28 protein-coding genes and 1 tRNA gene are annotated in these 25,057 nt (G+C 63.7%); 16 read left to right on the top strand and 13 right to left on the bottom strand.

Annotated elements, in window-relative coordinates; genetic code table 11:
- Nucleotides 1-181: 181 nt before the first annotated feature.
- The gene (locus tag FJ964_RS05320; protein WP_140549430.1) at nt 182-865 is read right to left on the bottom strand and encodes a TetR/AcrR family transcriptional regulator; all 684 of its coding nucleotides are present in this window, start codon (nt 863-865) and stop codon (nt 182-184) included.
- 119 nt (nt 866-984) lie between these two features.
- Between FJ964_RS05320 and FJ964_RS05315 the strand changes: the two genes are divergently transcribed.
- The 4 genes from FJ964_RS05315 to FJ964_RS05300 all read left to right on the top strand — a co-directional run bounded on the left by FJ964_RS05315 (nt 985) and on the right by FJ964_RS05300 (nt 4,030).
- Nucleotides 985-2,181 (top strand): Tm-1-like ATP-binding domain-containing protein, encoded by a 1,197-nt coding sequence (locus FJ964_RS05315; protein ID WP_140549429.1) that lies wholly within the window; start codon nt 985-987, stop codon nt 2,179-2,181.
- 10 nt (nt 2,182-2,191) lie between these two features.
- Nucleotides 2,192-3,061, top strand: coding sequence for a phosphoenolpyruvate hydrolase family protein (locus FJ964_RS05310; RefSeq protein WP_140549428.1), 870 nt, complete (start codon nt 2,192-2,194; stop codon nt 3,059-3,061).
- 2 nt (nt 3,062-3,063) lie between these two features.
- Nucleotides 3,064-3,498, top strand: a complete 435-nt coding sequence (locus tag FJ964_RS05305) for a cupin domain-containing protein (RefSeq protein WP_140549427.1) — start codon at nt 3,064-3,066, stop codon at nt 3,496-3,498.
- A gap of 85 nt (nt 3,499-3,583) precedes the next feature.
- On the top strand, nt 3,584-4,030 hold the full coding sequence (locus tag FJ964_RS05300; protein ID WP_210243361.1) for a hypothetical protein: 447 nt from the start codon (nt 3,584-3,586) through the stop codon (nt 4,028-4,030).
- Between the two features lie 113 nt (nt 4,031-4,143).
- On the opposite strand, the gene FJ964_RS05295 is transcribed toward FJ964_RS05300, so the two are convergent.
- Nucleotides 4,144-5,331, bottom strand: coding sequence for a Xaa-Pro peptidase family protein (locus FJ964_RS05295; protein ID WP_140549425.1), 1,188 nt, complete (start codon nt 5,329-5,331; stop codon nt 4,144-4,146).
- Between the two features lie 361 nt (nt 5,332-5,692).
- Between FJ964_RS05295 and FJ964_RS05290 the strand changes: the two genes are divergently transcribed.
- The 6 genes from FJ964_RS05290 (at nt 5,693) to FJ964_RS05260 (ending at nt 11,517) form a co-directional block, all read left to right on the top strand.
- Nucleotides 5,693-7,303: an ABC transporter substrate-binding protein gene (locus FJ964_RS05290; RefSeq protein ID WP_140549424.1), complete on the top strand. Its 1,611-nt coding sequence runs from the start codon at nt 5,693-5,695 to the stop codon at nt 7,301-7,303.
- A 261-nt stretch (nt 7,304-7,564) separates the two neighbouring features.
- Nucleotides 7,565-8,551, top strand: a complete 987-nt coding sequence (locus tag FJ964_RS05280) for an ABC transporter permease (protein ID WP_140549423.1) — start codon at nt 7,565-7,567, stop codon at nt 8,549-8,551.
- Nucleotides 8,548-9,378: an ABC transporter permease gene (locus FJ964_RS05275; RefSeq protein WP_140549422.1), complete on the top strand. Its 831-nt coding sequence runs from the start codon at nt 8,548-8,550 to the stop codon at nt 9,376-9,378. Before FJ964_RS05280 ends, FJ964_RS05275 begins: the two co-directional genes overlap by 4 nt.
- Nucleotides 9,375-10,226 (top strand): ABC transporter ATP-binding protein, encoded by an 852-nt coding sequence (locus FJ964_RS05270; protein WP_140549421.1) that lies wholly within the window; start codon nt 9,375-9,377, stop codon nt 10,224-10,226. Before FJ964_RS05275 ends, FJ964_RS05270 begins: the two co-directional genes overlap by 4 nt.
- Complete coding sequence (locus FJ964_RS05265) at nt 10,223-11,014, top strand: ATP-binding cassette domain-containing protein (protein WP_140549420.1); 792 nt, start codon at nt 10,223-10,225, stop codon at nt 11,012-11,014. The genes FJ964_RS05270 and FJ964_RS05265 overlap by 4 nt, the downstream gene beginning before the upstream one ends.
- Nucleotides 11,011-11,517 carry an L-2-amino-thiazoline-4-carboxylic acid hydrolase gene (locus FJ964_RS05260; RefSeq protein WP_140549419.1) on the top strand — a complete coding sequence of 169 codons (507 nt, stop codon included), beginning with the start codon at nt 11,011-11,013 and terminating at the stop codon, nt 11,515-11,517. Before FJ964_RS05265 ends, FJ964_RS05260 begins: the two co-directional genes overlap by 4 nt.
- A 12-nt stretch (nt 11,518-11,529) precedes the next feature.
- On the opposite strand, the gene FJ964_RS05255 is transcribed toward FJ964_RS05260, so the two are convergent.
- From FJ964_RS05255 to FJ964_RS05240, 4 genes are all read right to left on the bottom strand, one after another.
- The gene (locus tag FJ964_RS05255; protein WP_140549418.1) at nt 11,530-12,276 is read right to left on the bottom strand and encodes an ATP-binding cassette domain-containing protein; all 747 of its coding nucleotides are present in this window, start codon (nt 12,274-12,276) and stop codon (nt 11,530-11,532) included.
- On the bottom strand, nt 12,269-13,330 hold the full coding sequence (locus tag FJ964_RS05250) for a ribose ABC transporter (protein ID WP_140500436.1): 1,062 nt from the start codon (nt 13,328-13,330) through the stop codon (nt 12,269-12,271). The genes FJ964_RS05255 and FJ964_RS05250 overlap by 8 nt, the downstream gene beginning before the upstream one ends.
- 101 nt (nt 13,331-13,431) lie before the next feature.
- Complete coding sequence (locus tag FJ964_RS05245) at nt 13,432-14,409, bottom strand: ABC transporter substrate-binding protein (RefSeq protein WP_140549417.1); 978 nt, start codon at nt 14,407-14,409, stop codon at nt 13,432-13,434.
- Nucleotides 14,410-14,837: 428 nt separating this feature from the next.
- Nucleotides 14,838-15,743 (bottom strand): sugar-binding domain-containing protein, encoded by a 906-nt coding sequence (locus tag FJ964_RS05240; protein ID WP_140549416.1) that lies wholly within the window; start codon nt 15,741-15,743, stop codon nt 14,838-14,840.
- 283 nt (nt 15,744-16,026) lie between these two features.
- Here FJ964_RS05240 and FJ964_RS05235 point away from each other — a divergent pair, with 283 nt between their 5' ends.
- Nucleotides 16,027-16,935, top strand: coding sequence for a tagatose-bisphosphate aldolase (locus FJ964_RS05235; RefSeq protein WP_140549415.1), 909 nt, complete (start codon nt 16,027-16,029; stop codon nt 16,933-16,935).
- A gap of 35 nt (nt 16,936-16,970) precedes the next feature.
- A complete protein-coding gene (locus tag FJ964_RS05230) occupies nt 16,971-18,425 on the top strand; it encodes an ROK family protein (protein WP_140549414.1) in 1,455 nt (484 codons plus the stop codon).
- A gap of 148 nt (nt 18,426-18,573) precedes the next feature.
- On the opposite strand, the gene FJ964_RS05225 is transcribed toward FJ964_RS05230, so the two are convergent.
- The 5 genes from FJ964_RS05225 to FJ964_RS05205 all read right to left on the bottom strand — a co-directional run bounded on the left by FJ964_RS05225 (nt 18,574) and on the right by FJ964_RS05205 (nt 21,607).
- Nucleotides 18,574-18,870 (bottom strand): DUF982 domain-containing protein, encoded by a 297-nt coding sequence (locus FJ964_RS05225; RefSeq protein ID WP_140549413.1) that lies wholly within the window; start codon nt 18,868-18,870, stop codon nt 18,574-18,576.
- 107 nt (nt 18,871-18,977) lie between these two features.
- Nucleotides 18,978-19,229, bottom strand: coding sequence for a helix-turn-helix transcriptional regulator (locus FJ964_RS05220; protein ID WP_140549412.1), 252 nt, complete (start codon nt 19,227-19,229; stop codon nt 18,978-18,980).
- A gap of 89 nt (nt 19,230-19,318) precedes the next feature.
- Entirely contained in the window at nt 19,319-19,531 is a 213-nt protein-coding gene (locus tag FJ964_RS05215; protein WP_140549411.1) for a hypothetical protein, read from the bottom strand.
- A 72-nt stretch (nt 19,532-19,603) separates the two neighbouring features.
- On the bottom strand, nt 19,604-21,235 hold the full coding sequence (groL, locus tag FJ964_RS05210) for a chaperonin GroEL (RefSeq protein ID WP_140549410.1): 1,632 nt from the start codon (nt 21,233-21,235) through the stop codon (nt 19,604-19,606).
- Between the two features lie 57 nt (nt 21,236-21,292).
- Nucleotides 21,293-21,607 carry a co-chaperone GroES gene (locus FJ964_RS05205; protein ID WP_140549409.1) on the bottom strand — a complete coding sequence of 105 codons (315 nt, stop codon included), beginning with the start codon at nt 21,605-21,607 and terminating at the stop codon, nt 21,293-21,295.
- Between the two features lie 330 nt (nt 21,608-21,937).
- Here FJ964_RS05205 and FJ964_RS05200 point away from each other — a divergent pair, with 330 nt between their 5' ends.
- Together FJ964_RS05200 and FJ964_RS05195 are read left to right on the top strand one after the other, a co-directional pair.
- Nucleotides 21,938-22,279, top strand: coding sequence for a hypothetical protein (locus FJ964_RS05200; protein ID WP_140549408.1), 342 nt, complete (start codon nt 21,938-21,940; stop codon nt 22,277-22,279).
- 24 nt (nt 22,280-22,303) lie between these two features.
- Complete coding sequence (locus FJ964_RS05195) at nt 22,304-22,582, top strand: usg protein (RefSeq protein WP_140549407.1); 279 nt, start codon at nt 22,304-22,306, stop codon at nt 22,580-22,582.
- Nucleotides 22,583-22,700: 118 nt separating this feature from the next.
- On the opposite strand, the gene FJ964_RS05190 is transcribed toward FJ964_RS05195, so the two are convergent.
- Nucleotides 22,701-23,156, bottom strand: a complete 456-nt coding sequence (locus FJ964_RS05190; RefSeq protein ID WP_246676170.1) for a DUF982 domain-containing protein — start codon at nt 23,154-23,156, stop codon at nt 22,701-22,703.
- Between the two features lie 128 nt (nt 23,157-23,284).
- On the opposite strand from FJ964_RS05190, the gene FJ964_RS05185 reads away from it, so the two are divergent.
- On the top strand, nt 23,285-23,767 hold the full coding sequence (locus FJ964_RS05185; protein ID WP_140549406.1) for an Hsp20 family protein: 483 nt from the start codon (nt 23,285-23,287) through the stop codon (nt 23,765-23,767).
- A gap of 72 nt (nt 23,768-23,839) precedes the next feature.
- On the top strand, nt 23,840-24,349 hold the full coding sequence (locus tag FJ964_RS05180; protein WP_140549405.1) for an Hsp20/alpha crystallin family protein: 510 nt from the start codon (nt 23,840-23,842) through the stop codon (nt 24,347-24,349).
- Nucleotides 24,350-24,699: 350 nt separating this feature from the next.
- Here the strand turns inward: FJ964_RS05180 and FJ964_RS05175 are convergent.
- A tRNA-Met gene (locus FJ964_RS05175) sits at nt 24,700-24,776 on the bottom strand.
- Nucleotides 24,777-25,057 lie beyond the last annotated feature (281 nt).

Raw genomic sequence — 25,057 nt, 5'->3', positions numbered from 1 at the left:
TTGAAGCTCCGTCAAGCCCTTTCTTGAGCAATGGTGACAGCCTGAAGTCACGAATTCCAGCCTTATCTGCCTGTTTTTCCTAAATTTTCCTACTCATTGATAGACATCGGCCTTGTTCATGCTTCAGCGTTGCGGTTAATATCGGCAACCAGCATGCAAATCTGGTAGAACCAGATGCATGCTATTTCGCGACCCTTGTCGGTTCGATTGCTTTTGCTTCGGACACTGATTCCGCGATCGCCGCGCGCACCAGGGCGACCGCCGCCCACTGGGCGACGGACATCGTCCGGCGACCGTCCAGTCCCCAGATGTCCTTCAGCACGATAAGCACCTCGACGCCGAAGATCAGCGACAGCGCCTGCGCCAGCCGCTTGAGGTCGCGCGGCGGCAGCCGCCCCTTGAGCGGCGCGAGCGCGTCCTGAAGCAATTCGACGCGGTGGCCGCGCTTGAAGGCCGGTTCGCTGCCCAAGGTACCGGCCTGGCGCCGCGCCCACTGATCGAGCGACAATTTCAATGCCGCCTTGAATGTCGCCTCGAAAGCCTCGATGCGCGGCATGGCCGTGTCGAAGAGCTCCGCAACGCGGCGCTCGGCATCGGCAGAGGTGGATTTCCAGGTGAGGATCGGCCCGAGCCCCTCGTCGACCACTGCCTGCACCAGTGCCGCCTGGCTCGGAAAATATCGATAGGCGGTGGCGCGGGACACCTGCGCCGCCTCGGCGACCTCGCTGACCGAAGGTGTTGCGCCTGCCTGCATCAGCCTCGTCGCCGTCTCCAGCATCAGCCGTTTGGTGCGCGCGCGTGGCCCACGCTCGGGTCCCCCGGCGGTGTCCTCGCTTGTTGCGGCGTGTTGACGTGAGACATCCATATCAATATGATACGCGCGTCTCAAAAAATTGCAATGACCTCCTCGTTTTCGGAATGGCCAGGTGACGCTCTGTAGAGCACTGAGCCTTGGGTGACTTGGACCGGCAGAGGGAGGCGTCGATGAAGCGCATTTATGTGGTGGGCACCGCGGACACCAAGGGTGAGGAACTCGCCTTCCTGGCCGACGCGATCGCCGCCACGGGTGCCGCTGTCTGCCGGGTCGACGTCGGAACGCGCGGCGCGAGCGTTCCGGTCGACATTGCCGCTGAGGACGTGGCAGGCCACCATCCTGGCGGGCGAGACGCGGTGCTCGCCGGCAATGACCGCGGCGCGGCGGTCGCCGCCATGGGCATCGCCTTCGCTCGCTTTGCCCAATCGCGAAACGACATTGCCGCCATGATCGGCATCGGCGGCGGCGGCGGCACGTCGATCATCAGCGCAGGAATGCGCACGCTGCCGCTCGGCCTGCCCAAGATCATGGTTTCGACGCTCGCTTCCGGCGACACCGCGCCCTATGTCGACATCTCGGACATCATCATGATGCCATCGGTGACCGACATGGCCGGGCTGAACCAGCTCTCGCGTGTCGTTCTGCACAATGCGGCCCAGGCGATATCGGGCATGGCCGCCGGACCGCCGCCGCCGCCCGAGGGCAAGCCGTCGATCGGCCTCACCATGTTCGGCGTCACCACGCCGTGCGTGACGGCAATCGCAGATCAGCTCCGTTCGACCTATGACTGCATGGTGTTTCACGCCACCGGTACCGGCGGCCGCAGCATGGAAAAACTGGCCGACAGCGGCTTGCTGTCCGGCCTCATCGACATCACCACCACGGAGGTCTGCGATCTCCTGTTCGGCGGCGTGCTGCCGGCGACGGAGGATCGTTTCGGTGCCGTTGCCCGCACCCGCCTGCCTTATGTCGGCTCGGTCGGCGCGCTCGACATGGTCAATTTCTGGGCGCCTTCAACCATTCCGGACCATTATCGCGGACGGCTGTTCTACGAGCACAACCCGAACGTCACGCTGATGCGCACGACGGCGCAGGAATGCGGCAAGATCGGCGAGTGGATCGGCACAAGGCTCGCCCGCTGCGAGGGGCCCGTGCATTTCCTTATCCCGGAGAAAGGCGTCTCCGCGCTCGACATCGAAGGCGGCGCCTTCTTCGACCCGCAAGCCGATGCCGCCCTGTTCGAAGCCATCGAGCGCACGATCAAGCCGAACGCGACGCGCCGGCTGACGCGCCTGCCGCTGCACATCAATGATCCCCGATTCGCCAAGGCCGCGGTCGCGGCTTTCCTCGAAATCGCCAGACAGTGAGATCCAAGACATGCCGGCAATACCGCGCAAGGACATACTGAAGAAATTCAGGGGAATGATCGACAAGGGCGTACCGATCGTCGGCGGCGGCGCCGGCACGGGCCTGTCGGCCAAGGCCGAGGAGGCCGGCGGCATCGACCTCATCATCATCTACAATTCCGGCCGCTACCGCATGGCCGGTCGCGGTTCGGCCGCGGGCCTGCTCGCCTATGGCAATGCCAATGAGATCGTCAAGGAGATGGCCTACGAGGTGCTGCCGGTGGTCAGGAAGACGCCAGTGCTGGCCGGTGTCAACGGCACCGATCCCTTCGTCATCATGCCGCTGCTGCTCTCCGAACTGAAGGCGATGGGTTTTTCCGGGGTGCAGAATTTCCCCACGATCGGCCTGTTCGACGGCAGCATGCGACAGAGCTTCGAGGAGACCGGCATGGGTTTTGGGCTCGAGGTCGACATGATCGCCGAGGCCCGCAAGCTCGATCTTCTGACCACGCCCTATGTCTTCAACCCGGACGAGGCGCGCGCCATGACCAGGGCCGGCGCCGATATCATCGTCGCCCATATGGGCGTCACGACAGGGGGCTCGATCGGCGCCACCTCTGCCAAGTCGCTCGACGATTGCGTGGTCGCCATCGACGCCATTGCCGAAGCGGCCCGTTCGGTGCGCAAGGATGTCATCCTGCTTTGCCATGGCGGGCCGATCTCGATGCCGGACGACGCCCGCTACATCCTCGAACGCTGCGAGGGGCTGCACGGCTTCTATGGCGCGAGCTCGATGGAGCGATTGCCGGCGGAAGCGGCGATCGCCCGGCAGACCGCCGATTTCAAGGCCGTCGCGCTTGGCGGCCTGAAGACGACCACGAAGAAAAAGAAGGGATCATGAGAATGACCGACAAGAGCAAGATGTTCGTGTACCCGAAGGATGTCAGCGCCTTCGGGTTCGACTGGGGAAAATTGTCGCTGACGGTCGCCCCGGAGGTGAACGGCGCGACCCGTTTTTCCGGCGGCGTCGTCGACCTGCCCTCCGGCAAGGGCCATACCCGTCATAACCATCCGGGCGCGGAGGAAATCATCTTCGTCATCTCCGGTCATGGCGAGCAGATGGTCGAGGACGAGCAAGGCAATCTGGTTGTCGAGAAGGTCGGCCCCGGCTGCACCATCTACGTACCGGAGAGCCGCTTCCACTCGACGCTCAACACCGGCGACGGGCCGATGCAGCTGTTCGTCGTCTATTCACCGGCAGGGCCGGAACTGGGATTGCGGGAGCTGCCGGATTTCAGGTTGCTGCCGGCCGGGAATTCCCCTGGCTCGCGACTTTGAGGCGCCCTTCCGATATGCTATGTTCCAGCATGCCTCCTTGAGAGAGAATGATCGTGCGATGACGCGGTTCAGTCCCCAGGAATTCGTGGAAAAGCTCGCAACGGGCAGCCTGCCGGACGGCAACCCGGCCATGACAGTCGGCGGTATTGTCAAGGCCAACGACGCCGATCCGTCAACGCTTCTCTTTTCGACCGATCTGTCCTGTGAATCCTGGATACCCGTGCCGCTGAGCTTGATCCAGACGGTCGAGCAGATACGGACGGTCAACTGCAAAGACCACAAGCATCCGCTGGTCAAGATCGCTTTTACACCGCCCTCGCCGGATCAACGTGACATCAATGCCCTGCTTATGATCATGGCCGGGCTTCAGAGCCAACTTTCCTGGTTCCATCGCAACGCCAAGTCCGGCAGTCCGTGGGCGTCAACGTTTGCATCCGATTGCGCTGTGGTCTCCGCATCCGAGGGGCTTACCATATGCTGCACCCAGACGATCGACGGAAGATTGGAAGTCGTCTGCACAGGAATGGTTTAATGCATGTCGCGCAAAAGTGAGCGGCAACGACAAAGCACCGCGCATGAATTCGTCTCGACGCGACGCGCTTTAGAGACAATCGAGACCGGCACGCTCATTTGTAATGTGGCAGGTTACATGCCACCCCGGTTCCATCCCCGACCCCGATCCCCGAACATCACATAGCCGGTATCGGTAACCGCCACCGTATCCTCCAGCTTGATGAAGCCGCGCGTCGGGTGAAGCATGGTCGTCTCTACCGACAGCACCATGTTCCGCTCCAGCGGCTTGGCCGCATAGGTGCCTTCATACGTCACCGGATGGTTGGTCATCAGGAACGGCGCCTCATGCGTGATCAGGCCCATGCCGTGAGCGAAGAAATCCGTGTAGGGCGCGACCTTGGATTTTTTCAGCGCGCCTTCGGCATGGGAAATCATGTCGCCGCCCAGCGTACCCGCCTTCACCTTCGAGAACGCCGCCTGCTGCACCGCCTCGACCTCGGCCAGGAGATCTTCCAGCTCGGCATCCGGTTCGCCCAGAATGCCCATCCGGCAGAGGTCGCCGATATAGCCATGATAATTGCCGCCGGAATCGATCGACAGCACTTCACCCTTTTTCCACGCCTGCGGCGAGGCGGCGCGGTTGTGGCTGGAGCCCAGCGTCAGCAGGCAATATTCGAAATGCGCGCCGCGATTGGTTTCCTCGCGCCGAAGCTGTTCGATCATCTCGCTCTTGGTCGTGCCTTCGCGCGCCCATTGGATGGTGGCCAGCATGGAATCGGTGATCAGCTCGGAGGCGATACGCAGTTTCTCCAGTTCGGCCTCGGTCTTGATGGCGCGCATGCGCTCCAGCGTGCCGGTGGCATCGATCAGCTTGGCGTCGGGGAGCGCTTTGCGGATCAGGGCATAGGCGTCCGACGGCAGGAAACCCGGCTCGATGCCGATGCGAGCGTCCGCCTTGCCGATCTTGCGCACATGCTCGACGGCGAGATTGGCGGCATCGAGCGTGCCCCAGCAGGCGGCATGCAGCGTCGGCGTCCAGAACGGGTGGTTCTGGTGTTCGCCACCCTCCATGCGGTTGCCGATATAGGCGGCGTGGTCCGGGCCGCCTTTTTCGTAGATCACGATCGGCAGATAGCGGCTGTGGCCGATCGCATCCATGGCGGCGAAGAAGATGAACTTGTAGCCGCCGAGCAGATATTGGGTGTTGTGCTTGGATGTCGCGAGCAGGACGTCGATATCAGCCTCTTCCATAAGCCTATCGACCCTGGCGTGGTCGAATGGGATGTCGCCGACGGCGTTCTTGCCCGGAGCTATGTTCATGTCTCTCTCCCTGAATGTCCGCGCGGATCGGCTGGACTGCCGGCTGCCTGATCCCGATCTCCCGACTTCAGGTCAAATCTGCACCATTTTGGTGTATCTGGTCCAGCCAGAAACAGGGTCGCCCGACTGGGCGCGCGTCACCGATCCCAGTCATTTGAGGCGTACCACCTGATCTGGTCTTACCAGGCCAGGTCTATCGACCACTCTCCCGTAACTGGTCCAGCGAATAAAAATTTCAAAGCCACGCCACGATGCGCCAATTCCGTCTCTGGCGAAAGCCTCGGCAAGGTCCATAATCAAACGTGCATGGAAACGCCCGAAAGGCCTCCGTGGAAGACATGAGATAGAGGGGAATACGATGATGCCGGAGTTCAGGATTTCACGCCGCACGGTGCTTGCCGGCTCTGCCATGCTTCTGGCCTCTACGGCGATGCCGACCCCGAGCTGGGCGCAGACGCCGAAGAAGGGCGGCCGCCTGGTGCTCGCCGCCGATTCCGAGCCGCGCAACCTCAATCCGGCCATCGTCGCCTCCAACGGCGTCTTCTTCATCTCCAGCAAGATCGTTGAAACGCTGGCCGAAGCCTCTTTCGACGGCAAGGACGGGCTTGCGCCGCGGCTGGCGGTCAGTTGGGAAGGTGCCGCCGACGGGCTGTCGGCGACCTTCAAACTGCGTGAGGGGGTCAAATGGCATGACGGCAAGCCGTTCACCTCGGCCGACGTCGCCTTCTCGGCGCTGCAGATCTGGAAGCCGCTGCAGAATCTCGGCCGCACCGTGTTCAAGGATCTTGCCGCGGTCGATACCCCTGACGAATTGACCGCCGTGTTCAAATTCGCAAAGCCGACGCCCTTCCAGCTGATCCGCAACGCTCTGCCGGCGCTGAGCAGCGTGGTGCCGAAGCACATTTACGAAGTCGGCAAGATCGAGGACAACCCGGCCAACAACGCGCCCATCGGCACCGGGCCGTTCAAGTTCGCCGAATACAAGGCCGGCCAATACTACCGGCTGACGAAGAACACGGACTATTGGGGCAAGGACGAACCCTATCTCGATGAGATCATCTACCAGGTGCTGCCCGACCGCACCTCGGCGGCGAGCGCGCTGGAGGCCGGAGAGATTCAGCTCGCCGCCTTCTCCGCCGTGCCGCTGGCCGATCTTGACCGCATCTCGAAAGTGCCGGGCCTGAAGGTCATCACCAAGGGCTATGAGGGATTGACCTACCAGCTCGTCGTCGAGATCAACCATCGCCGCAAGGAGCTCGCTGACCTCAAGGTGCGCCAGGCCATCGCGCATGCCATCGACAAGGATTTCGTCGTCAAGACGGTGTTCCTCGGCTATGCCGCCACCGCCACCGGCCCGGTGCCGAAGAACGATCCGCAGTTCTATACCGCCGATGTGCCGACCTATGCTTTCGACGTGGCCAAGGCCAATGCGCTGCTCGACGAGGCCGGCTACAAGAAAGGTCCGGACGGCAAGCGGTTCTCGCTGAAGCTGCTGCCGGCGCCTTATTTCAATGAAACAAAACAGTTCGGCGACTATCTGCGCCAGGCGCTCGCCGCCATCGGCATCGACGCGGAGCTCGTCAACAACGATTCCGCCGCGCATATCAAGGCGGTCTACACCGACCACGCCTTCGACCTCGCCGTCGGCCCGCCGGTGTTCCGCGGCGACCCGGCGATCTCCACCACCATCCTGGTGCAGAGCGGCATTCCGGACGGCGTGCCGTTCTCCAACCAGGGCGGCTACAAGAACGATGCACTGGACGCGCTCATCGCCAAGGCATCCGAGACGCTCGACACATCGGCCCGCACCGACCTCTACAAGGAGTTCCAGAAAGAGGTGGCCGCCGACCTGCCGCTGATCAACGTCGCCGAATGGAGCTTCATCAGCGTCGCCCGCGACACGGTCGGCAACATCGCCAATAACCCGCGCTGGGCGGTGTCGAACTGGGCGGACACGTATCTGGAATCGTGACAGTATTTCGCGGATGAAAGTTCGCGAGGAAATGATCGTAGACGTCGAGCTCTACGAGGCCCCCCTCTGTCCTGCCGGACATCTCCCCCTCAAGGGGGGAGATCAGCAGCTTGTCCAGCTCGCCAATTCTGCAAAGTTGGAGATTGGCGAAGACGTTGATGACAGCCAATCTCCCCCCTTGAGGGGGAGATGTCCGGCAGGACAGAGAGGGGTGCCTCGCCGTGACATTTCCTTCTGTCCCCTCGCGCGTTCGAGACCCGCATGAACCGCGCCCTCACCTTACTTCGCCGTCGCCTCGTCGGCAGCGTCTTCGTGCTTTTGATCGTCGTCATCGGCACCTTCCTGTTGCTCGAAGCGGCCCCCGGCGACGCGGTCGATGCCTATATCGTCTCGACCGGCGGCGATGCCGGCATGATCGAGCTGCTGCGCCATCGCTGGGGCCTCGACCAGTCGGAGTTGACGCGGCTCGCCAACTATCTCTGGACGCTGCTGCATCTGGATCTCGGCCAGTCGGTCACCTTTTCGCGGCCGATCCGCGACGTGATTCTCGAGCGCCTGCCGACCACGCTGTGGTTGATGGGCAGCGCCACCGCGCTTTCCTTCGGCCTCGGCTCGGCGCTGGGCATCTATGCTGGCGCCAGGCCGGGCAGTTTTCGCGACCGTTTTCTCTCCGTCGGCTCGCTGGCGCTCTATGCCTTGCCGGGTTTCTGGCTCGGCCTGGTGCTGATCGTCGTCTTCGCTGTCGACCTGCGCTGGCTGCCAATCGGCGGCATCGAGACCATCGCCTCCGGCAAGGCCGGCCTCGACCGCGCGGCCGACATCGCCATCCATCTCGTCCTGCCGGTCTGCGCCCTCGGCTTCATCTACCTGGCGCTCTATTTGCGGATGATGCGCGCCGGCATGGCCGAGGTCTGGCGGCAGGATTTCGTGCTGGCCGCCCGCGCCAGGGGCTTGTCGCGCCTCCGCATCGTGCTTGCCCATGTCGCCCGCAATGCGCTGCTGCCCTTGGTCACGATGCTCGGCCTGCAGTCGGCGCAGATGCTGGGCGGCAGCGTCGTCATCGAGAGCGTCTTTGCCGTGCCCGGCCTCGGCCGGCTGGCGCAGGAAGCGGTGGCCGCGCGCGACACGCCCTTGCTGCTCGGCATCATTCTCGTCAGCGCCGTGCTGGTCATCGTCATCAATCTTCTCGTCGATATCGCCTATGCCTTTCTCGACCCGCGCGTCGGTGCCAGCGAGGCCGGCACATGAGCACGCTTCGCCGCTTTCTGCGCACGCCGGAGGCGGTCGCCGGCGCCATCCTCCTGGCGGCATTGTGCGCCATGGCCCTGTCGGCGCCGCTGCTGTTTCCCGGCGACCCGCAAGCCATCGCCGGCCCGGCGCTGCTGCCGCCGTTCCAGGACTGGTCGCTCCCGCTCGGCACGGACCGCCTCGGCCGTGACGTGCTGGCCGAGCTTTTCCATGGTGCTCGCACGTCGCTGGCCGTCGGCGTGGCGGCCGCCGCTGCCGCTCTTGCGGTTGGCGCGGTGGTTGGCACGCTGGCCGGCTTTGCCGGCGGCCTGACCGACGAGGCGCTGATGCGCGTCACCGATGCCTTCCAGACCGTGCCGGGCTTTCTGCTGGCGCTAGCCTTCGTCAGCGTGGTCGGCCCTTCGCTCGGCGTCGTCGTGGCGGCAATAGCGCTCGGCACCTGGACCGGGCCCGCGCGCGTGGCCCGCGCGGAAGTGCTGTCGATCCGTGAGCGCGACTACGTCGCCGGCGCGCGCGTCATCGGCATGCATCCGCTGGAAATCGCCTTTCGCGAGATACTGCCCAATGCCTTGCCGCCGGTGCTGGCGCTGTCCTCGGTGATCGTGGCGGCGGCGATCCTCACCGAGGCGGCTTTGTCCTTCCTCGGCCTTGGCGACCCCAATCGGGTCACCTGGGGCGGCATGATAGCAGAGGGCCGCGCGGTGCTGCGCACCGCGCCCTTCCTGTCGATCGTACCCGGCATAGCACTGGTTCTGACGGTGCTCGGTGTTTACCTCGCCGGCGAAGGCATCGTCGAGACGACGGCGGTCAGAAGAGGCCTGTCGTGACCGCGCTGGCTTCGATCCGCGACTTGACGGTAAGCTACCGCCGCGATGGCAGCGAGGTCGCCGCGCTAAAGACCATCAGCCTCGACATTGCGGCTGGCGAGCGGCTCGCCATCATCGGGGAAAGTGGCTCCGGCAAGAGCACGCTGGCGCTGGCGATTGCGGGACTCCTGCCGCAATCTGCCAAGGTTGGAGGCCGGACTGATTGGTTTTCGTCGACGTCGAGTGCCAAGGCTCCCCTCGTAGAGCACCACCCGCAAAAGTCTGCCTCCAAACCGAGCCGCACCCCCCTCCCAGGGAAGGACATCGGCTTCGTCTTCCAGGATCCCTCCGCCAGCCTTGATCCGGTCATGCCAATCGGCAAACAAATCGCGGAAGTCGTGCATACGCATCTCGGCCTCGACTGGCGGCAGTCCTTCGCCAAAGCCAGAACCCTGCTCGAACGCGTCCGCCTGCCCGATCCGGACTCCGCCCTGCGCGCCTATCCGCATCAGCTGTCCGGTGGCCAGAAGCAGCGTGTGGCTATTGCAGCCGCGATCGCAGCCGGTCCGAGACTTTTGATCGCCGACGAGGCGACCAGCGCGCTCGACACCATCGTGCGGGCCGAGATCGTCGCACTGATCCGGCGGCTGGCGACAGAAGACGGCATGACGCTGCTTTTCATCAGTCATGACATTGCGCTGGCCGCCGAGCTTGCGGACCGCATTGCCGTGTTCCGGCATGGCGAATTGATCGAACTTGGCGCCACGCAACAGATCGTCGGTGCGCCAACTGAAGCTTACACGCGCGCGCTGCTCGACGCCCATATCGGCCTCGACGCCGAACCGCTGCGCCACGGTATGATCGCATGAGCACCCCTGTGCTGGCGGTTTCCAATCTTACCAGGCACTACCACCGTGGCGGCAAGACCATTGCCGCGGTCGACGATGTTTCCTTCGAAATCAGGCCCGGCGAGACGCTGGCGCTGGCCGGACCTTCCGGCAGCGGCAAGTCGACGATCGCGCGACTGGTGTTACGGCTGATCGAGCCGGATGCCGGCCGGATCCAGTTCGAAGGCCATGATTTCCTGGCTCTGGGCGGCGCCGGCTTGCGTGCGCGTCGCGCTCGCTTGCAGATGGTGTTCCAGGATCCGCTTGCCGCCTTCAACCCGCGCGCCACGGTGGCGCGCGTGCTTGACGATCCCCTGCGCATCCACGGCGTCGCCTCCCGTTCCGAGCGCCCGCGCCGCATCGCCGCCCTGCTGGAGCGCGTCGGGCTTACGGCGGAGCTTGCCTCGCGCTCCATCCACGAAATCTCGGGCGGCCAGCGGCAGCGGGTGGCGATTGCCCGCGCCATAGCCCCGAAACCCTCGCTGATCGTGCTCGACGAAGCGGTGTCGGCGCTCGATGTTTCGGTGCGCGGACAGATCCTCGATCTTCTGCTCGACCTGCAACGCCAGGAACGGATCGCCTATCTCTTTATTTCGCATGATCTCGGCGTCGTCAGGGCCGTAGCCCACCGCGTCATCCTTCTCGACGGCGGGCGGATTGCCGAGAGCGGCGATGCCCGCGCCGTCATCGATGGGCCGCGATCGGCTATCGGCAAGGCGCTCGTGACGGCCACACCAAAGCTCAGAAGAACCACGCAGGAAGCATCATGACCGACCCCGAAGCCAGAGCCGAGAAACTGTCGCGCGAACTCGATTCCGCATTCCGCAACCGGGCCGACCTCTATCGCCTGTTCCTGGATGAGTTGACCGGAGAGCTGGGCGCCGAAAGAGCCGAGGCGATAATGACCCGGACCATCGAGCAGCGCGGCAAGGAAGTGGCCGCCGCGGCCTTCGCCGCATTCGGTCCCAACGACGCGCGCTCAATCGGCGAAGCTTTCCTGTCGGTCAGCCCGGATGATGGCCGGATGTATCCGACCGATGTGGAACGCGGGCCCGACCGCATCGCCTTCAAGGTGAAACGCTGCCCTCTCAAGGATGCCTGGATCGAGGCCGGCGTCGGCGAGGAAAAACTCGCCACGCTCTGCCGCATCGCCGGCGCCTTCGACCGCGGCCTGTTCGAGGCGACCGGCGTGCGTTTCGACAATATCACCTGGACACCCGGCCACGGCAGCGGCTGCTGCCATATCGCGCTGACCAACCGCGATGCCGGCTAGCAATTGGTGGCCTTAGCCGCCGACCATCAGCCTGACGACCTCATCATGGTTGGTCTCGGAGATCTTGCGCTCGCCGGCCTGGATCCCGCGCCGCAGCACGACGATGCGATCGGAAACGGCGAAGATGTCCTGCAAATTATGCGAGATGAAGATCACGCCGCGCCCTTGCGCCTTGAGCTGGTGGATGAGCGAAATCACCTTGCGCTGCTCCGGCACGCCGAGCGCGGCCGTCGGTTCATCCATGATCAGGATCTGAGCATCCCAGTAGACGGCGCGGCCGATGGCCACGGCCTGCCGCTGGCCGCCGGAGAAATTGCTGACCGGCGCATTCAGTCGGCTGACGTGGAAGTCCAGCCGCTTCATTGTCTCCCTGGCGGCCTCGGCCATGGCCTTGCGGTCGAGCACTGGCAGGAAACCGAATGCCTTGCGCATGGGCTCGCGGCCGAGGAAGATGTTGGCACCGATCGACAAATTATCGGCCAGCGCGAGATCCTGGTAGATCGTCTCGATGCCCTTTTCGCGCGCCTCCTGCGGCGTGGCGAAAGCCACCGGCTGACCTCTGAGCAGGATTTCTCCGCCCGTCGGCTGGAACACGCCCGATATTGCCTTGATCAGAGTCGTCTTGCCCGCGCCATTGTCGCCGGCAAGCGCCACCACTTCGCCCGGCCGCACGGCCATGGAGAAATCATTGAGCGCCTGCACGGCACCGAAATGCTTGGAAAGGTTCCGGACTTCGAGGAGGGGCTCGGTACTATTCATCCTGACGGGCTCCACTGAACCGGCGCTGCGCCTGGTCGATGAGAACGGAAATGATAATGACGACGCCGACGGCGATGAACTGCCAGAACGGCTCGACATTGACGAACACCAGCCCGTACTGAATGACCGCGATCACCAGCGCGCCGGCGACGGTGCCGAAAATGGTGCCGGAGCCGCCGAACAGGCTGGCGCCACCAATCACCACCGCCGCGACGCTGTCGAGCAGCAGGGGCTCGCCGGCCTGCGCGGCACCGGCGGTGAAGCGCGCCGCATAGAGCGCGCCGCCAAGCCCGGCGCACATTGCCGACAGCACATAGAGCCGCAGGATATGGCCCCTGATGTCGATGCCGGCGCGGCGCGCGGCCTGGACATTGGCGCCGATGGCGTAATTGTGCTGGCCGAACCGGGTCTGGCTGAGCAGATAGTGCATCACGACGACGAAGACAGCGGCGATCATCACCAGATAGGGCACGCCATGGAACTTGCCGTTGCCGAGCAGTGCGAACCAGGAGTTCTGTACCGGCACCGTCGTGCCGCCGGCAAGCAGGAAGGCGACACCGCGGGCGACGCCGAACATGCCGAGCGTGCCGATGAAGGGCGGGACCCTGAGCCGCGAGATCAGCAAGCCGTTGATGACGCCGGGCACGCCGGCCACGATCACCGCGGCAAGGATGCCGGCAAGCATGGCCAACGGCAACGGAATGGCGGCGCCCGCCATGTTGGTGGCATGCGCGGCGATGACCGCGGCCAGGCCCATGATGAAGCCGAGCGACAGGTCGATGCCGCCTGAAATGATGACGAAGGTCTGCCCGGTCGCCAAAAGCAGCGGCGCCACGGCGAAGATCGCGATGGATTGCAGATTGAACGGATTGAGCACGAAAGTGGCACCGAAGGCGCTTCGCGACCAGATCTCGAAACAGATGATCAGCCCTGCGAGAAACAGCCAGGCGCGCCCCTCGGCGATGCGGGCGATCCAGCTCCTGGCCGGATCGCCGTGGTCGGCCTGGGGGGCGACATGCTTCTCGGCTGGCTGTGCTGGTGATGTCGAGGTCATGAGTACTCCGCGGCGCGGCTGCCTTCAAACAGGTCCCGCCTCTGGCGGGGACCGGCACGGGCTCCTCCCGGCGCACCGGGAAGAGCCAAGTTGGTCCGGACTTACTCGGAGTAGAGATACTTCGAGATGTTCGGATCGGCGATGTTGGACTTGTCCATGATCGTGAAGCCGGTGCCGATCGTGACCGGGATGGACTGGCCGGTCAGGTGGGCATAGGCCGAGACGACGCCGAAATAGCCGATCTCCGCGGGATGCTGGGCGATCGCCACATCCACAAGCCCGGTGTTGATGTTGTCGACGATGCTGGTCGGAGCATCGAAGGCAACCACTTTGACGGTGCCCGTCTGCCCTGCCTGCTTGACGCCATTGGCGGCGCCCAGCGCCGAGAACAGATTGGCGCCGAACACGCCGACGAGGTCGGGGTTGCGCGCGAACACCGCCTGCAGCTGCGAGGCCGCCTTGTTGGCATCGTCATCATTGAACTGGGTCTCGAGAACGGTGATGCCGGGATGGTTGGCCATCTCCTTCTTGAAGCCTTCCTCGCGCTGGTCGGTGGTCGAGATGCCGGGCTTGACGTTGGAGACATAGACCTTGCCCTTGTCGCCGACGGCCTTGGCAAGCGCCCGCGCCGCGATCTCGCCGCCCAGCACATTGTCCGAGGCGATGTAGGCCAGCGGGAAATCGGCGTCACCCGCGCCGGTCTGATAGGCGCCGGTGCCGATGAAGGTATCCACGGTGATGACCGGAATGCCTGCGTCATTGGCCTTGCGCAGCGGCTCCACCAACTGGACCTTGTCGGTCGGCGCGATCAGGATCGCGTCCGGCTTCTTGGCGATGACCGCGTCGAGCACCGGCACCTGGGTGACCGGATTGAACTCAGGAGCGCCCTGGAAGACCAGATTCACGCCAAGCGCGTCGGCTGCGGCCTGGGCACCCTTACGCATGGTGATGTAGAAACCGTCGGTGGTCAGGCCCGGAACGAGCGCGATGGTATATTTCTTGTCTTGCGCCTGCGCAGGCGCAATAAGCACCGACGCGCTGACGGCGAGAGCCGCGAGCGCGGCAACGATCTTCTTCATGACATCCTCCTCATTGTGTTGGCAGATCTGCCGTTGCAAGTGACATCGAATGGCCGTCATCCGCTTGGGACAAGACGGCCGGGAACGCCTGTTTGCTTTTCGCGGGCAGCTCCTCCCAAGCGCCCTCCAGTCGATATGTCAGCCGGTCCAGCCGACCGATACGATAGCCGTGGTCGCTTCCTCGCCCTCCGCGAGGTCAGAGAACCACAGCACCGGCATGCATCGCATGCCAAGCTCACAAACTTGTAACACTTTGCAGAAATAAATTGCAACTCGGTTTCCCGGGTCGCAACGCCGGATTTTTCACGCAACATCCGACTGCTCCACAAAGTCCCGGCGAACTATTGCCTCGACTTCTCGGCGGCACAACCGATTTCGTAAAATCGCCGTCGCGAATTGGAAGGCGGCGGTGGCGCGTTGGGCGGGCACTATCGCGGCGGCAGGGCAGCGAGGATGGCTTGTGCCGTCTTCGTATCCGTTATCACGGTGTTGATCAGCCGGGCGCGAGCGGCGCCGATGATGGCCGTCGCCTTTTCCGGTGACGCCGCGACGCCGATCACCAGCGGTACGGCGCGGAGCTGCGCCGGCGACATGGCGATCATCCGGCCCTCTCCTTCCCAGGCGATCAGCGCGCCATCGGCATCGAAATAGTGCCGAAGGACATCGCCGGCCGCATGGACCAGTGCCTGCTCGCTCGGCGTGGCTGCGCTCGCCTCGGGGGCATTGATGGCATGCGGCAGGCCGATGCCGACGATCGCGACATCGGTCCTGTCCCACAGCGCGACGGCATCGCTGATGGCCGCATCACCAAGGAAGACCTCACGCAATTCGCTGGAAGGCAGATAGGGGGCATGAATGAAGTGCGGCGTGCCGCCGAACTCCTCGGCGGCGAGGCGGACGAATTCGTTGACCTGAAAATGCGCCGCGTGCTGCTGCATGCCGCCGGTGGCGGCAACGGTCAGCACGCCCGGAACGCGCGGCAAGCCGGCGCGGATCACCTCGCGCACCGCGCGCCCCCAGCCGATGGCGACCACGGAGCCGGCCACCAATTGTGCCTGCTTGAGCAAGCCCCCGAGCGGACCGGCCAGCGCCGTCAGGGCGCCTGCGGCCGGCGTCTCGACCACCGCAGCGTCACGGAGACCCAGCCTATCGATCAGCTGTCTGGTGATCTCCTCCGGTGTCGCCAGATCGAGAACCTCGATACGGACGATCCCTTCCGCCCGCGCCCGCTGCAAGAGGCGCGATATGGTCGCGGTGGAGACGCCAAGCTGCCGCGCGATGTCGACCTGCGACATCTCCGCCTCGTAATGCAGTTTGGCGACCGTGTGCAGCATCGTGCGCGATGCGGTCGCATCCTGAATGGGAGGGGCAGCCAGCTTGCAATTCCTTTCAGCAACGTGTTACACACGTATACGCCGATGGGAGTTATCGCGCAAATCCGGCGAACTCGCAACTTGAGGCCGTCCTGCCCAGGCGCCTGCAAGGTGTGCTTTTCCGGGCAATCGACGGCGCATCAAGACGGCAATTCTCCCCTGCCGGCAGGCAGGCAAACTGAACATTCTTGTTTCCACGGGATCCGCGCCCTCGGCCAGAGAGCGCCAACATCGGACAGAGACCATGACAAAGATGACCACCGCGGAGCTGCGCGGCTATCAGCAGATATGCGGCAGGGACGGGGCCATGGTGGCCATCGCCTGCGACCAGCGCGGCGGCATGCGCACCTTGCTGGCGGCGGATCCGGCCGAACAGGCCAGGATCACCAACGACATGCTCGGCGACACCAAGGCCGACATCACGCGCTACCTTGCAAGTGCCGCGTCCTGCGTGCTGCTCGACCCGCTCTGCGCGGTGCCGCGGGTCGTCGAGGAGGGCGTGCTGAACCGCGATACCGCACTGCTTATCGGCCTCGACGCCTCGGGTTTCGACGTCTCGCCCGAGGGCTATCGCCTGTCGCGCCTTGTCCCCGGCATCGATGCGCGCCGCGTGCGCGAGCTGGGCGGTACGGGCGGCAAGATCATGGTGTATCTGCGGGCCGACAAGCCCGAAGCCAATGAGCACAACATTGCCATCCTGCGCCAATGCATCGCCGATTTCGGGCAGGAAGACTTGCTGCTCGTCGTCGAATTCCTGACTTATCAGCTCGAAGGCGAAAGCCCGGAAGATTATGCGGCGAAGACCCCGTGGCTTGTCGAGGAAGGCACAAGGATCTCGCTGGAGTGCGGGGCAAAGGTGCTGAAGCTTCCATATCCCGGAACGCCGGAAGCCTGTGCCAACATCACGAGAATGGCCGGCGAGGTGCCGTGGGCGGTGCTTTCGGCCGGCGTCAACCACGCCACCTTCCTAGGTCAGGTCGAGATTGCCATGCAGAACGGCGCCTCCGGCGTCATCGCCGGCCGCTCGCTGTGGAAGGACTGCATCTCGCTCGATCGTGACATTCAGCGCGAAAGGCTTAAGACCATCGCGGTGCCGCGATTGCGTGAGATCCAGGCGGTAATCGGGCATCACCGGCGCAAGGCCGCCGCCTGATATCCGCGTTGGATCACCGGCACGTGCAGGACGTCATGCCTCTCAGCATAGGGATAGATATAGGCGGTACCAATCTGCGGGCCGCCCGCATTTCGGGCACCGGCGAAATCCTCGAACGGCTGTCCGAAAAGAGCGCGCCAGACCCGCAGCTTGTGCTCTCGCGGATCGCCGGGATGGTGCGCCGGCTCGATACATCTGAGGTTTCAGCCATCGGCATCGGTGTTCCCGGCCGCGTCGACGCGCATCGCCGCGCGGTCCTGTCCGGCGGCTACGTCAATCTGGCCTCCGTCTCGCTGGCGCAGCGCCTGGAGGACATGGCCGGCAAGCCCGTCGTCATCGACAATGACTGCAACATGGCACTGGTCGCGGAGATGGCGCTCGGCGCCGGCCGGGGCCACGACGACATCGCCATGTTCACCATCGGCACCGGCATTGGCGGCGCCGTCGCTCAAGATCGGCGGATCTTGCGTGGCCGGGCAACGGCCGGGCAGCTCGGCCACATCACCGTCGACGTCAATGGCGAGACATGCGCCTGCGGCCGGCGCGGCTGTGTCGAGACCACCAGTTCGGGCACCGCGCTCGGCCGTCATATTGCGCGGGCCGGCTTGCGTCCCGATCTTTCGGTCGACCAGCTCTTTGCCCGCGACGCCGCCGGAGACATCCAGGCGCGCGCTATACTGGAAGCGTGGGCAACGCCCTTGCGTGCCGCCATCGATACCAGCGTCGCCCTGTTCGACCCCGATCTCGTCCTGCTCGGCGGCGGCCTTGGCCGGGCGGCACACAAGGCGCTCGGCCGTGCGCCGGCCCTGGCGCCCTGGTATCAATGCCCGGTCGAGCCCGCGCAGCTCGGCGACGAGGCCGGCGTGATCGGCGCTGGACTGCAGGCGCTGGCCGGAACAGAGATGGCGCCCGCGCCGATTTTGGGCCGGTCTTTTGTCCAAACCGGGGGCGCCAGGCGCGCCGTGCTGGTCAACGGCATCCCGGCCAGCGGCAAGAGCACGGTCTCGCGCGGCATAGCCGACCGTACGGGATGGCCGTTGCTTGCGCTCGATACGATCAAGAATCCGTTTCTCGAGGTGCTCGGCGGCGGCGACCGCGCATTCAACCGCACGCTCGGTCGCGCCAGCTATCAGGCGATCTGGTCAGTCGTCGGCGAAGCCCCAGCGGGCTCCACATTCATCGTCGACGCCTGGTTCGGTTTCCAGCCGCGCGAACTGCTTGAGGATCATCTCAGGAACGCCGGTGTCGAACAGACCTTTGAAATCTGGTGCCACGCGCCCGGCGAAGTTTTGGCCGAACGTTATGGCGCCCGGCTCGACCACCGTCCCGCCGGCCATCCAGGCGCGGCCTATATCCCCGAACTGATCGAACTCGCCAGACGTGCCGAACCGCTGCAGCGCGGCCCGCTCTTCGACGTCGACACGACGAAGCCGATCGACTTCGATGCCATCACCGCGTGGCTGCGAGCGATGATGCCGGGCGGCGTTTAGAGCGTCGATGGACAGGAAGCAGTCAGGCCCGGCAACTCGAAAGCCGTTTTCGAGCTGGCCAGGCCTGTCCGGTCAATAGCCGGGGGTGAAGCGCTGCGGGCGTGACCGTGGTCGCCGGGGCGCCCACCGATAGGTGGCGAACAGATCCTCAATCCGTTCGCACAGTGCGGCCGCCAGGCGCCGTACTCGCAGGCGAGATCATATTCGGCACCAGAATGTCATTGCGGCGCGCGAAGGCGATCAAGGTCGCCCGCACGGTTTCCGCATCGATCTCGCCGGCAATACCGGCTTTGCAAGCATTGAGGGCGACGGCATGGGCGCCGTTCCGGCTGGCAACGGGCCAGTCCTGCAGCACGGCATAAGCTTCCATCGCAGTCTCGATCCTCACCGGAAGCCCCATTCCGACCAGGATCGTCACGGGTTCTTCAAAGCGCATCTGTGCCATGATTTAAACCTCCATTCGACGGCAAACGAACCGAAGCATGTCGGGCAGCCTGGTGCGCGATGACAGGTCGGCGCGGATAAGGCGGGTGCGCCGGCGTCGTCGGATTTTCACCAGCCGAGCCTGATCTCGGCCGCCTCGACCGGACTTGGCTTGACCATTGGCGAGCCCCAGCCCGGCGCCGGCAGCGCCCTGTGCGCCCTGGCGAGCGCCTCGAGCCAGGCAACGACGGAAAGCGGCGGGAGCGTCCGCCCATCGAGCCAGGCGGCGACCTGGCTTTGCGGGCAACCAAGCTCGTCGGCGAGGTCTGCCGCTTTCCACCTCAACGTTTTCAGGCATTCACGCAATTGGCCCGCGATCATGTCGGTCCTCTTTCCGACCGGACATCCGTCCATCGTTCACCACGGCGTTCCGCGAATTGCTCCGACCACGGCGTCCTCCACCGCTGGATTCAGCCGCCGGAGCCTTCCGAAGCTGCCGACACATGCTGAGCCGCCAGAAACATCAGCGTCGAGGCCGCGGTACGGCGGCTCCAGCCCGCGGACTCCGCCATGTCGAGGACGCCCGTCAGCAATGGTCCCAGCACGCTCCTGCATTCTGCCTCGTAGGCGAGAAATTCGTTTGCCGGATGCGTGGGCGCCGGAACGGAACCGATGCCGGTCATATTGGTCTCTCTCCAAACTTTCCTAGGAAGCGCCCGCTCCCATTCGAGGGGAGCGGGCAGTCTCCCATCGTCCTAGAAGTCCATGCCCGCGCCGGCGGGCATGGCAGGGGCGGCGGCTTCCTTCTTTGGCTTCTCGGCCACCATCGCCTCGGTGGTGACCAGCAGGCCGGCGACGGAAGCGGCATCCTGAAGCGCGGCGCGTACGACCTTTGCCGGATCGATGACGCCTTGGCCGTAGAGATCGCCGAACTCGTTGGTCTGGGCGTTCCAGCCCCAGCCGAACTCGCTCTTCTCGCGCAGCTTGCCGACGATGATCGAGCCCTCGGCGCCGGCATTCTCCGCGATCTGGCGCACCGGGGTCTCGATTGCGCGCCGCACGATCTCCACGCCGGTCCTCTGGTCGGCATTGTCGATCACCAAGCCATCAAGCGCCTTGGCGGCCCGAAGCAGCGCGACGCCGCCACCGGGGAGCACGCCTTCCTCGACCGCCGCACGGGTCGCATGCAGCGCGTCGTCGACACGGTCCTTGCGCTCCTTCACCTCGACTTCCGTCGAACCGCCGACGCGGATGACGGCGACGCCGCCGGCGAGCTTCGCCAGCCGCTCCTGCAATTTCTCGCGGTCATAGTCGGAGGTGGTCTCCTCGATCTGGGCTTTGATCTGGGCGATACGGCCCTGGATCTCTTCCTTGCGGCCAACGCCGTCGATGATGGTGGTATTTTCTTTTTCGATCACCACTCTCTTGGCGCGGCCCAGCATCTGCAGCGTGACGTTCTCGAGCTTGATGCCGAGATCCTCGCTGATCGCCGTGCCGCCGGTGAGGATGGCGATATCCTCCAGCATCGCCTTGCGGCGATCGCCGAAGCCAGGCGCCTTGACGGCCGCGACCTTCAGGCCGCCGCGCAATTTGTTGACAATCAGCGTGGCGAGCGCCTCCCCTTCCACATCCTCGGCAATGATCAGCAAAGGCTTGCCCGACTGTACGACGGCCTCGAGAACGGGGAGCATGGCTTGCAGGTTGGACAGTTTCTTCTCGTGGATCAGTACATAAGGCTCTTCGAGCTCGACGCGCATCTTGTCCTGGTTGGTGATGAAGTACGGGCTGAGATAGCCGCGGTCGAACTGCATGCCCTCGACCACCTCGAGTTCGGTCTCGGCGGTCTTGGCCTCCTCCACCGTGATGACACCTTCATTGCCGACCTTCTCCATCGCCTCGGCGAGGAAGCGGCCGATCTCGGCATCGCCATTGGCCGAGATGGTGCCGACCTGGGCGATCTCGTCGTTCTTCGTCACCTTGCGGGCATTGGCCTTCAGTTCGGCGACGACCGCCTCCACGGCCTTGTCGATGCCGCGCTTCAAATCCATCGGATTCATGCCCGATGCCACGGCCTTGGCGCCTTCCTTTACGATGGCTTGGGCCAGAACCGTCGCGGTTGTGGTGCCGTCGCCAGCCAAGTCGCTGGTTTTCGACGCCACCTCGCGCACCATCTGTGCGCCCATGTTCTCGAACTTGTCTTCCAGCTCGATTTCCTTGGCCACCGTCACACCATCCTTGGTGATGCGCGGCGCGCCGAAGGACTTGTCGATAACGACATTGCGGCCTTTGGGACCGAGCGTCACCTTCACCGCATTGGCCAGAATGTCGACGCCGCGCAGCATTTTCTCGCGGGCTTCGGTATGGAATTTCACTTCCTTGGCAGCCATTGGATCACTCCTTCGCTTTAGGCAGCTTTCGTTGACTGGTAACCTCGCAAGAAGCCGTCAAGCGGCCTTCTTCATCGTTGCGGTCTGCTCGATCACACCCATCACGTCGCTTTCCTTCATGATGATAAGGTCTTCGCCGCCGAGCTTGATCTCGGTGCCGGACCATTTGCCGAACAGGATGCGGTCACCCACCTTGACGTCGAGCGGCTGAAGCTGCCCGGCTTCGTTGCGCGCGCCAGGGCCGGCGGCGATCACCTCGCCTTCCTGCGGCTTTTCCTTGGCTGTATCGGGAATGATGATGCCGCCGGCCGTTTTTTCCTCGGCTTCGATGCGGCGGACCAGGATACGGTCATGCAACGGGCGAAACGTCATGTCGTTCTCCTTCAAGGACAAACAGTTTGAGGTTCCTCCGCGCCGGACCGGCAATATCGGCCGGCTCGGGGTGTCGCGACCTTGTTCAGCATCGCGCGCGCATATCGAGCTAGTTTTGCAGCTTTCCGCTTTCAAGAGGTCTGCGCAAAAATTTTAGCACTCGCCACACGAGAGTGCCAACACACTGTTATCATGAGGAAATTCTGACCAGGCCGACGATTTCATCGCTTGAATTTTCGAAAAGAGCCAACAAAATTATTTTGGCCCGCGCTGCCGAAGTGCAGCCGGAACCTGGGCGCTATCGAGGAGTTTTGCGAACGGAGCACAACAATGGACCGACAGAAACTTTCGCCGATCATGCCTTCCCTGACCGATATGCCCGACATCCCGCTTGACCGGCTGCTTTCGCCGGCCAGGCATTTCAAACATCCCGACGAGGTGTTGGCAGACGACGCGCTCGACCTTTGGGAAAAGCGGGCGATCCTGTCGTCTTGGGCCTCGGACGCCTGCGCGGTGGAGTCGATGCCGGAACTGCGCCTGCCGCAGGGAGTCGAGCGGCCGGTTTCCTTCGACCAGATCATGGAGGCCCTGTGCAAGCTCGACATCGACGCGTCGGCGTCGCGGCCGACGCCGGACGATTTCCGCCAGGGCTTCGCCAGGATGCATGCGTGATCTCATAAACGAAAGGAGAAGCATATGGTGACTGCGGTCAGCAGAGAATTCCGCCTGCAGATGGATGGCTACGGCCTGACCACGGCCGAGATTCATTACCATATGCCCGACTACCCCAATCTCCTGCAGCTCTATGTCTGGCAGGAATACGACCTCGCTCCCGATTTCCCGGAGCTGAAGGGCTTCCTTGGCTATTGGGAAAGCGAACTGGACGGCGCGCTGCACTCCGTGCGCGTCGCCCATCATCGCCTGATCACACCATCGGAATGGCGCGCCGTTGACGGCATCGTCGCCATCCATTGAGCGGATCGCATTGAGCGGATCAAAAAACCTGAAGCGCGTCGCCTGCGAGGCGGCGCGCTCAAAGATTGAGCATACCTAAAGTCAGAGCTTCCGAGCAGGATAAGTGGTGGGATCCATGTCATCCTGCTCCGACAGCCATTGGCCGAGCCGCCCCTGGCATCCTCGCGGAGCGGGGTTGGCGAAGCGAAGGGGGGCGGCCTCTGGTCAGGCCGGCTCGCTTGGCCGCCTTCAAGAAAGCTTTGTAGGCAGCACGCCCGCTGCGCCAGCCATCCAGCGCATCGCGGCACGCACGGTCGGCGGCGCGCCAGCTTGGGCCACGCGCCCATTTCGGCCATTGTTGATCCAGGCATTCCAGAGCCTCGAAGCTGCTGTCGATCTTGCGGGGCGCATTCGAGAATTCGAGCGTAATCGGCTGAGGGAACCGAATATCGTTCATCACTTCCTCCGTTTTTTGACGTCTTTTTGCGAGTAAGCAATCGGATGGAATCATCGGCGACCGTCCATCCGCGATCGAGATGGTCATCGGTTCAGGCGGCGTCAAGGGCCGCCGGATTTTGGCGAGACCTTCGATCATGCCTCTTGACGCCAGACCCCTCAGTTCCCAGATCGAATCCGCCGGCGCCGGAAGGGCCGGCATGGTCAAGGAGTGCCCATCCTTGGCACTCCTCGTACCCATGTTGCTCAGCGAAGGAGGATATGGCTATGAGAACCGCTTTCGACTTTTCACCACTCTATCGGTCGAGCATAGGCTTCGACCGTATTTTCGACCTGTTGGAGAATGCCAGCCGCACGGCGAACGTCGACAACTGGCCGCCATACGACATCTCCAGGACCGGCGACGACGCCTATCGCATCACCATGGCGGTAGCCGGCTTCAGTGAAGACGAATTGAGCATCGTTCATGAGCCCAACATGCTCGTCATCGCCGGTGAGCGTGCCGGAGAGGACAATGGCGAATACCTGCATCGCGGCATCGCCGGACGGCCGTTTGAGCGACGCTTCGAACTTGCCGACCATGTGAAGGTGACCGGCGCCGGCCTCGTCAACGGTCTGCTGACGGTCGATCTCCAGCGCGAGATTCCCGAAGAGATGAAACCGCGCAAGATCGAGATCGGCACCAGCATGGCCAAAGCCAAGGAAAAATCCGCGGCCAAGCCCGTGCAAGTGGAAAAACAGGCCGCGTGAATCCGGGTCAAAGCTTCCACCGCCGGACGCCGGTCGTCCGGTGGTGAGACGCAAGCAAAGAGGAGAAAGACAATGAGCGTACGTAATCTCATTCCCTTTGGCCGGGAACGTGGCCAGGTCCCCAGCCTTTTGCGCGATGGCGAACGTGATCCGTTCATGTCGTTGCACCGCGAGGTGAACCGCCTTTTCGACGATGTTTTCCGTGGTTTCGGCTCGGGGCTGCCGTCCTTGTCGTCGGTTGCCGCCGATGGCGGACGCTGGCCTAGCGTCGAGATCTCCGACAGCGGAAAGGAGGTCCGTGTCACGGCCGAGGTGCCCGGCATGGAGGAGAAGGACATCGAGGTCCTGCTCGATGACGGCGTGCTGACCCTGAAGGGCGAAAAGCGGTCCGAGAGCGAGGACAAGGAGCGCCAGTTCTCCGAACGCTACTACGGCCGTTTCGAGCGCCGCATTCCGCTCGGCGTCGAGGTCGAGCAGGACAAGGTCGAAGCGCGCTTCAGGAATGGCCTGCTGACGGTGACCCTGCCGAAGACCGCGAAAGCGCAAGCGCAGCAGGCAAAGCGCATCGAGATCAAGAGTTGAGCGACCCTATGCCGGCGGTGGGACAATCCCCCGCCGGTGTTCGGATCGAAACGGCAGTGATGCCGGCTTGCACCCGGCACTGCGGACGTGACCGCTTTGGTTGAATTTATCTCCGGGCGACCGGATCTGTCTTTCTGCGGTGACACCGTCTGCTTGATCGTGGAACGCGCGGTTTCCGGTCAGGTATGCTGCTGGCGGGCGGATTGAGTTTGGTTGGGGGAGAGGATTTGCTTTTGTGGCGTGGGGTGGGCTTTGCGTGTTTCCTGGGCTCTGATGAGGGTTCTCGAGTCAGCCGGGCGCGATCAGCCGGATACAAGAACAGCCCGGGTTGAGCCGGGCTGTTTTGTATTTGGTTGCGGGGACAGGATTTGAACCTGTGACCTTCAGGTTATGAGCCTGACGAGCTACCGGGCTGCTCCACCCCGCGCCACCTGTGGGCAAGCGTCAGCTTGCTTCGATCTCTGGAAGCAGGTGTTTTCTGCTTCGATTTTGGAAGCGGGCGTTTGCCTGCTTCGCGCCGCCAAATTGAAAGGGCCGCTTAGAGCGGCCCGTTGTCCCGTTGGCGGGCCTTTATGCATGTCGCCCCAAAGTGTCAGCGGTTTTGGGACAACGACATGCATCAGACAAGATAAAGAGAAGATTTCACATCCATCCGATTGGATGTGAGTTTAACGTGCGTTTGGCAGACCTGGCAGCGACCTACTCTCC

The sequence above is a fragment of the Mesorhizobium sp. B2-3-2 genome, from assembly GCF_006442295.1.
Taxonomy (GTDB): domain Bacteria; phylum Pseudomonadota; class Alphaproteobacteria; order Rhizobiales; family Rhizobiaceae; genus Mesorhizobium.
This window is presented reverse-complemented; position numbering and strand designations above follow the sequence as displayed.

Coding starts and splice junctions, on each gene's coding strand:
- FJ964_RS05320 (WP_140549430.1), bottom strand. CDS start 865: ATGGATGTCTCACGTCAACACGCCGCAACAAGCGAGGACACCGCCGGG.
- FJ964_RS05315 (WP_140549429.1), top strand. CDS start 985: ATGAAGCGCATTTATGTGGTGGGCACCGCGGACACCAAGGGTGAGGAA.
- FJ964_RS05310 (WP_140549428.1), top strand. CDS start 2,192: ATGCCGGCAATACCGCGCAAGGACATACTGAAGAAATTCAGGGGAATG.
- FJ964_RS05305 (WP_140549427.1), top strand. CDS start 3,064: ATGACCGACAAGAGCAAGATGTTCGTGTACCCGAAGGATGTCAGCGCC.
- FJ964_RS05295 (WP_140549425.1), bottom strand. CDS start 5,331: ATGAACATAGCTCCGGGCAAGAACGCCGTCGGCGACATCCCATTCGAC.
- FJ964_RS05290 (WP_140549424.1), top strand. CDS start 5,693: ATGCCGGAGTTCAGGATTTCACGCCGCACGGTGCTTGCCGGCTCTGCC.
- FJ964_RS05280 (WP_140549423.1), top strand. CDS start 7,565: ATGAACCGCGCCCTCACCTTACTTCGCCGTCGCCTCGTCGGCAGCGTC.
- FJ964_RS05275 (WP_140549422.1), top strand. CDS start 8,548: ATGAGCACGCTTCGCCGCTTTCTGCGCACGCCGGAGGCGGTCGCCGGC.
- FJ964_RS05265 (WP_140549420.1), top strand. CDS start 10,223: ATGAGCACCCCTGTGCTGGCGGTTTCCAATCTTACCAGGCACTACCAC.
- FJ964_RS05260 (WP_140549419.1), top strand. CDS start 11,011: ATGACCGACCCCGAAGCCAGAGCCGAGAAACTGTCGCGCGAACTCGAT.
- FJ964_RS05255 (WP_140549418.1), bottom strand. CDS start 12,276: ATGAATAGTACCGAGCCCCTCCTCGAAGTCCGGAACCTTTCCAAGCAT.
- FJ964_RS05250 (WP_140500436.1), bottom strand. CDS start 13,330: ATGACCTCGACATCACCAGCACAGCCAGCCGAGAAGCATGTCGCCCCC.
- FJ964_RS05245 (WP_140549417.1), bottom strand. CDS start 14,409: ATGAAGAAGATCGTTGCCGCGCTCGCGGCTCTCGCCGTCAGCGCGTCG.
- FJ964_RS05240 (WP_140549416.1), bottom strand. CDS start 15,743: ATGCTGCACACGGTCGCCAAACTGCATTACGAGGCGGAGATGTCGCAG.
- FJ964_RS05235 (WP_140549415.1), top strand. CDS start 16,027: ATGACAAAGATGACCACCGCGGAGCTGCGCGGCTATCAGCAGATATGC.
- FJ964_RS05230 (WP_140549414.1), top strand. CDS start 16,971: ATGCCTCTCAGCATAGGGATAGATATAGGCGGTACCAATCTGCGGGCC.
- FJ964_RS05225 (WP_140549413.1), bottom strand. CDS start 18,870: ATGGCACAGATGCGCTTTGAAGAACCCGTGACGATCCTGGTCGGAATG.
- FJ964_RS05220 (WP_140549412.1), bottom strand. CDS start 19,229: ATGATCGCGGGCCAATTGCGTGAATGCCTGAAAACGTTGAGGTGGAAA.
- FJ964_RS05215 (WP_140549411.1), bottom strand. CDS start 19,531: ATGACCGGCATCGGTTCCGTTCCGGCGCCCACGCATCCGGCAAACGAA.
- groL (WP_140549410.1), bottom strand. CDS start 21,235: ATGGCTGCCAAGGAAGTGAAATTCCATACCGAAGCCCGCGAGAAAATG.
- FJ964_RS05205 (WP_140549409.1), bottom strand. CDS start 21,607: ATGACGTTTCGCCCGTTGCATGACCGTATCCTGGTCCGCCGCATCGAA.
- FJ964_RS05200 (WP_140549408.1), top strand. CDS start 21,938: ATGGACCGACAGAAACTTTCGCCGATCATGCCTTCCCTGACCGATATG.
- FJ964_RS05195 (WP_140549407.1), top strand. CDS start 22,304: ATGGTGACTGCGGTCAGCAGAGAATTCCGCCTGCAGATGGATGGCTAC.
- FJ964_RS05190 (WP_246676170.1), bottom strand. CDS start 23,156: ATGATCGAAGGTCTCGCCAAAATCCGGCGGCCCTTGACGCCGCCTGAA.
- FJ964_RS05185 (WP_140549406.1), top strand. CDS start 23,285: ATGAGAACCGCTTTCGACTTTTCACCACTCTATCGGTCGAGCATAGGC.
- FJ964_RS05180 (WP_140549405.1), top strand. CDS start 23,840: ATGAGCGTACGTAATCTCATTCCCTTTGGCCGGGAACGTGGCCAGGTC.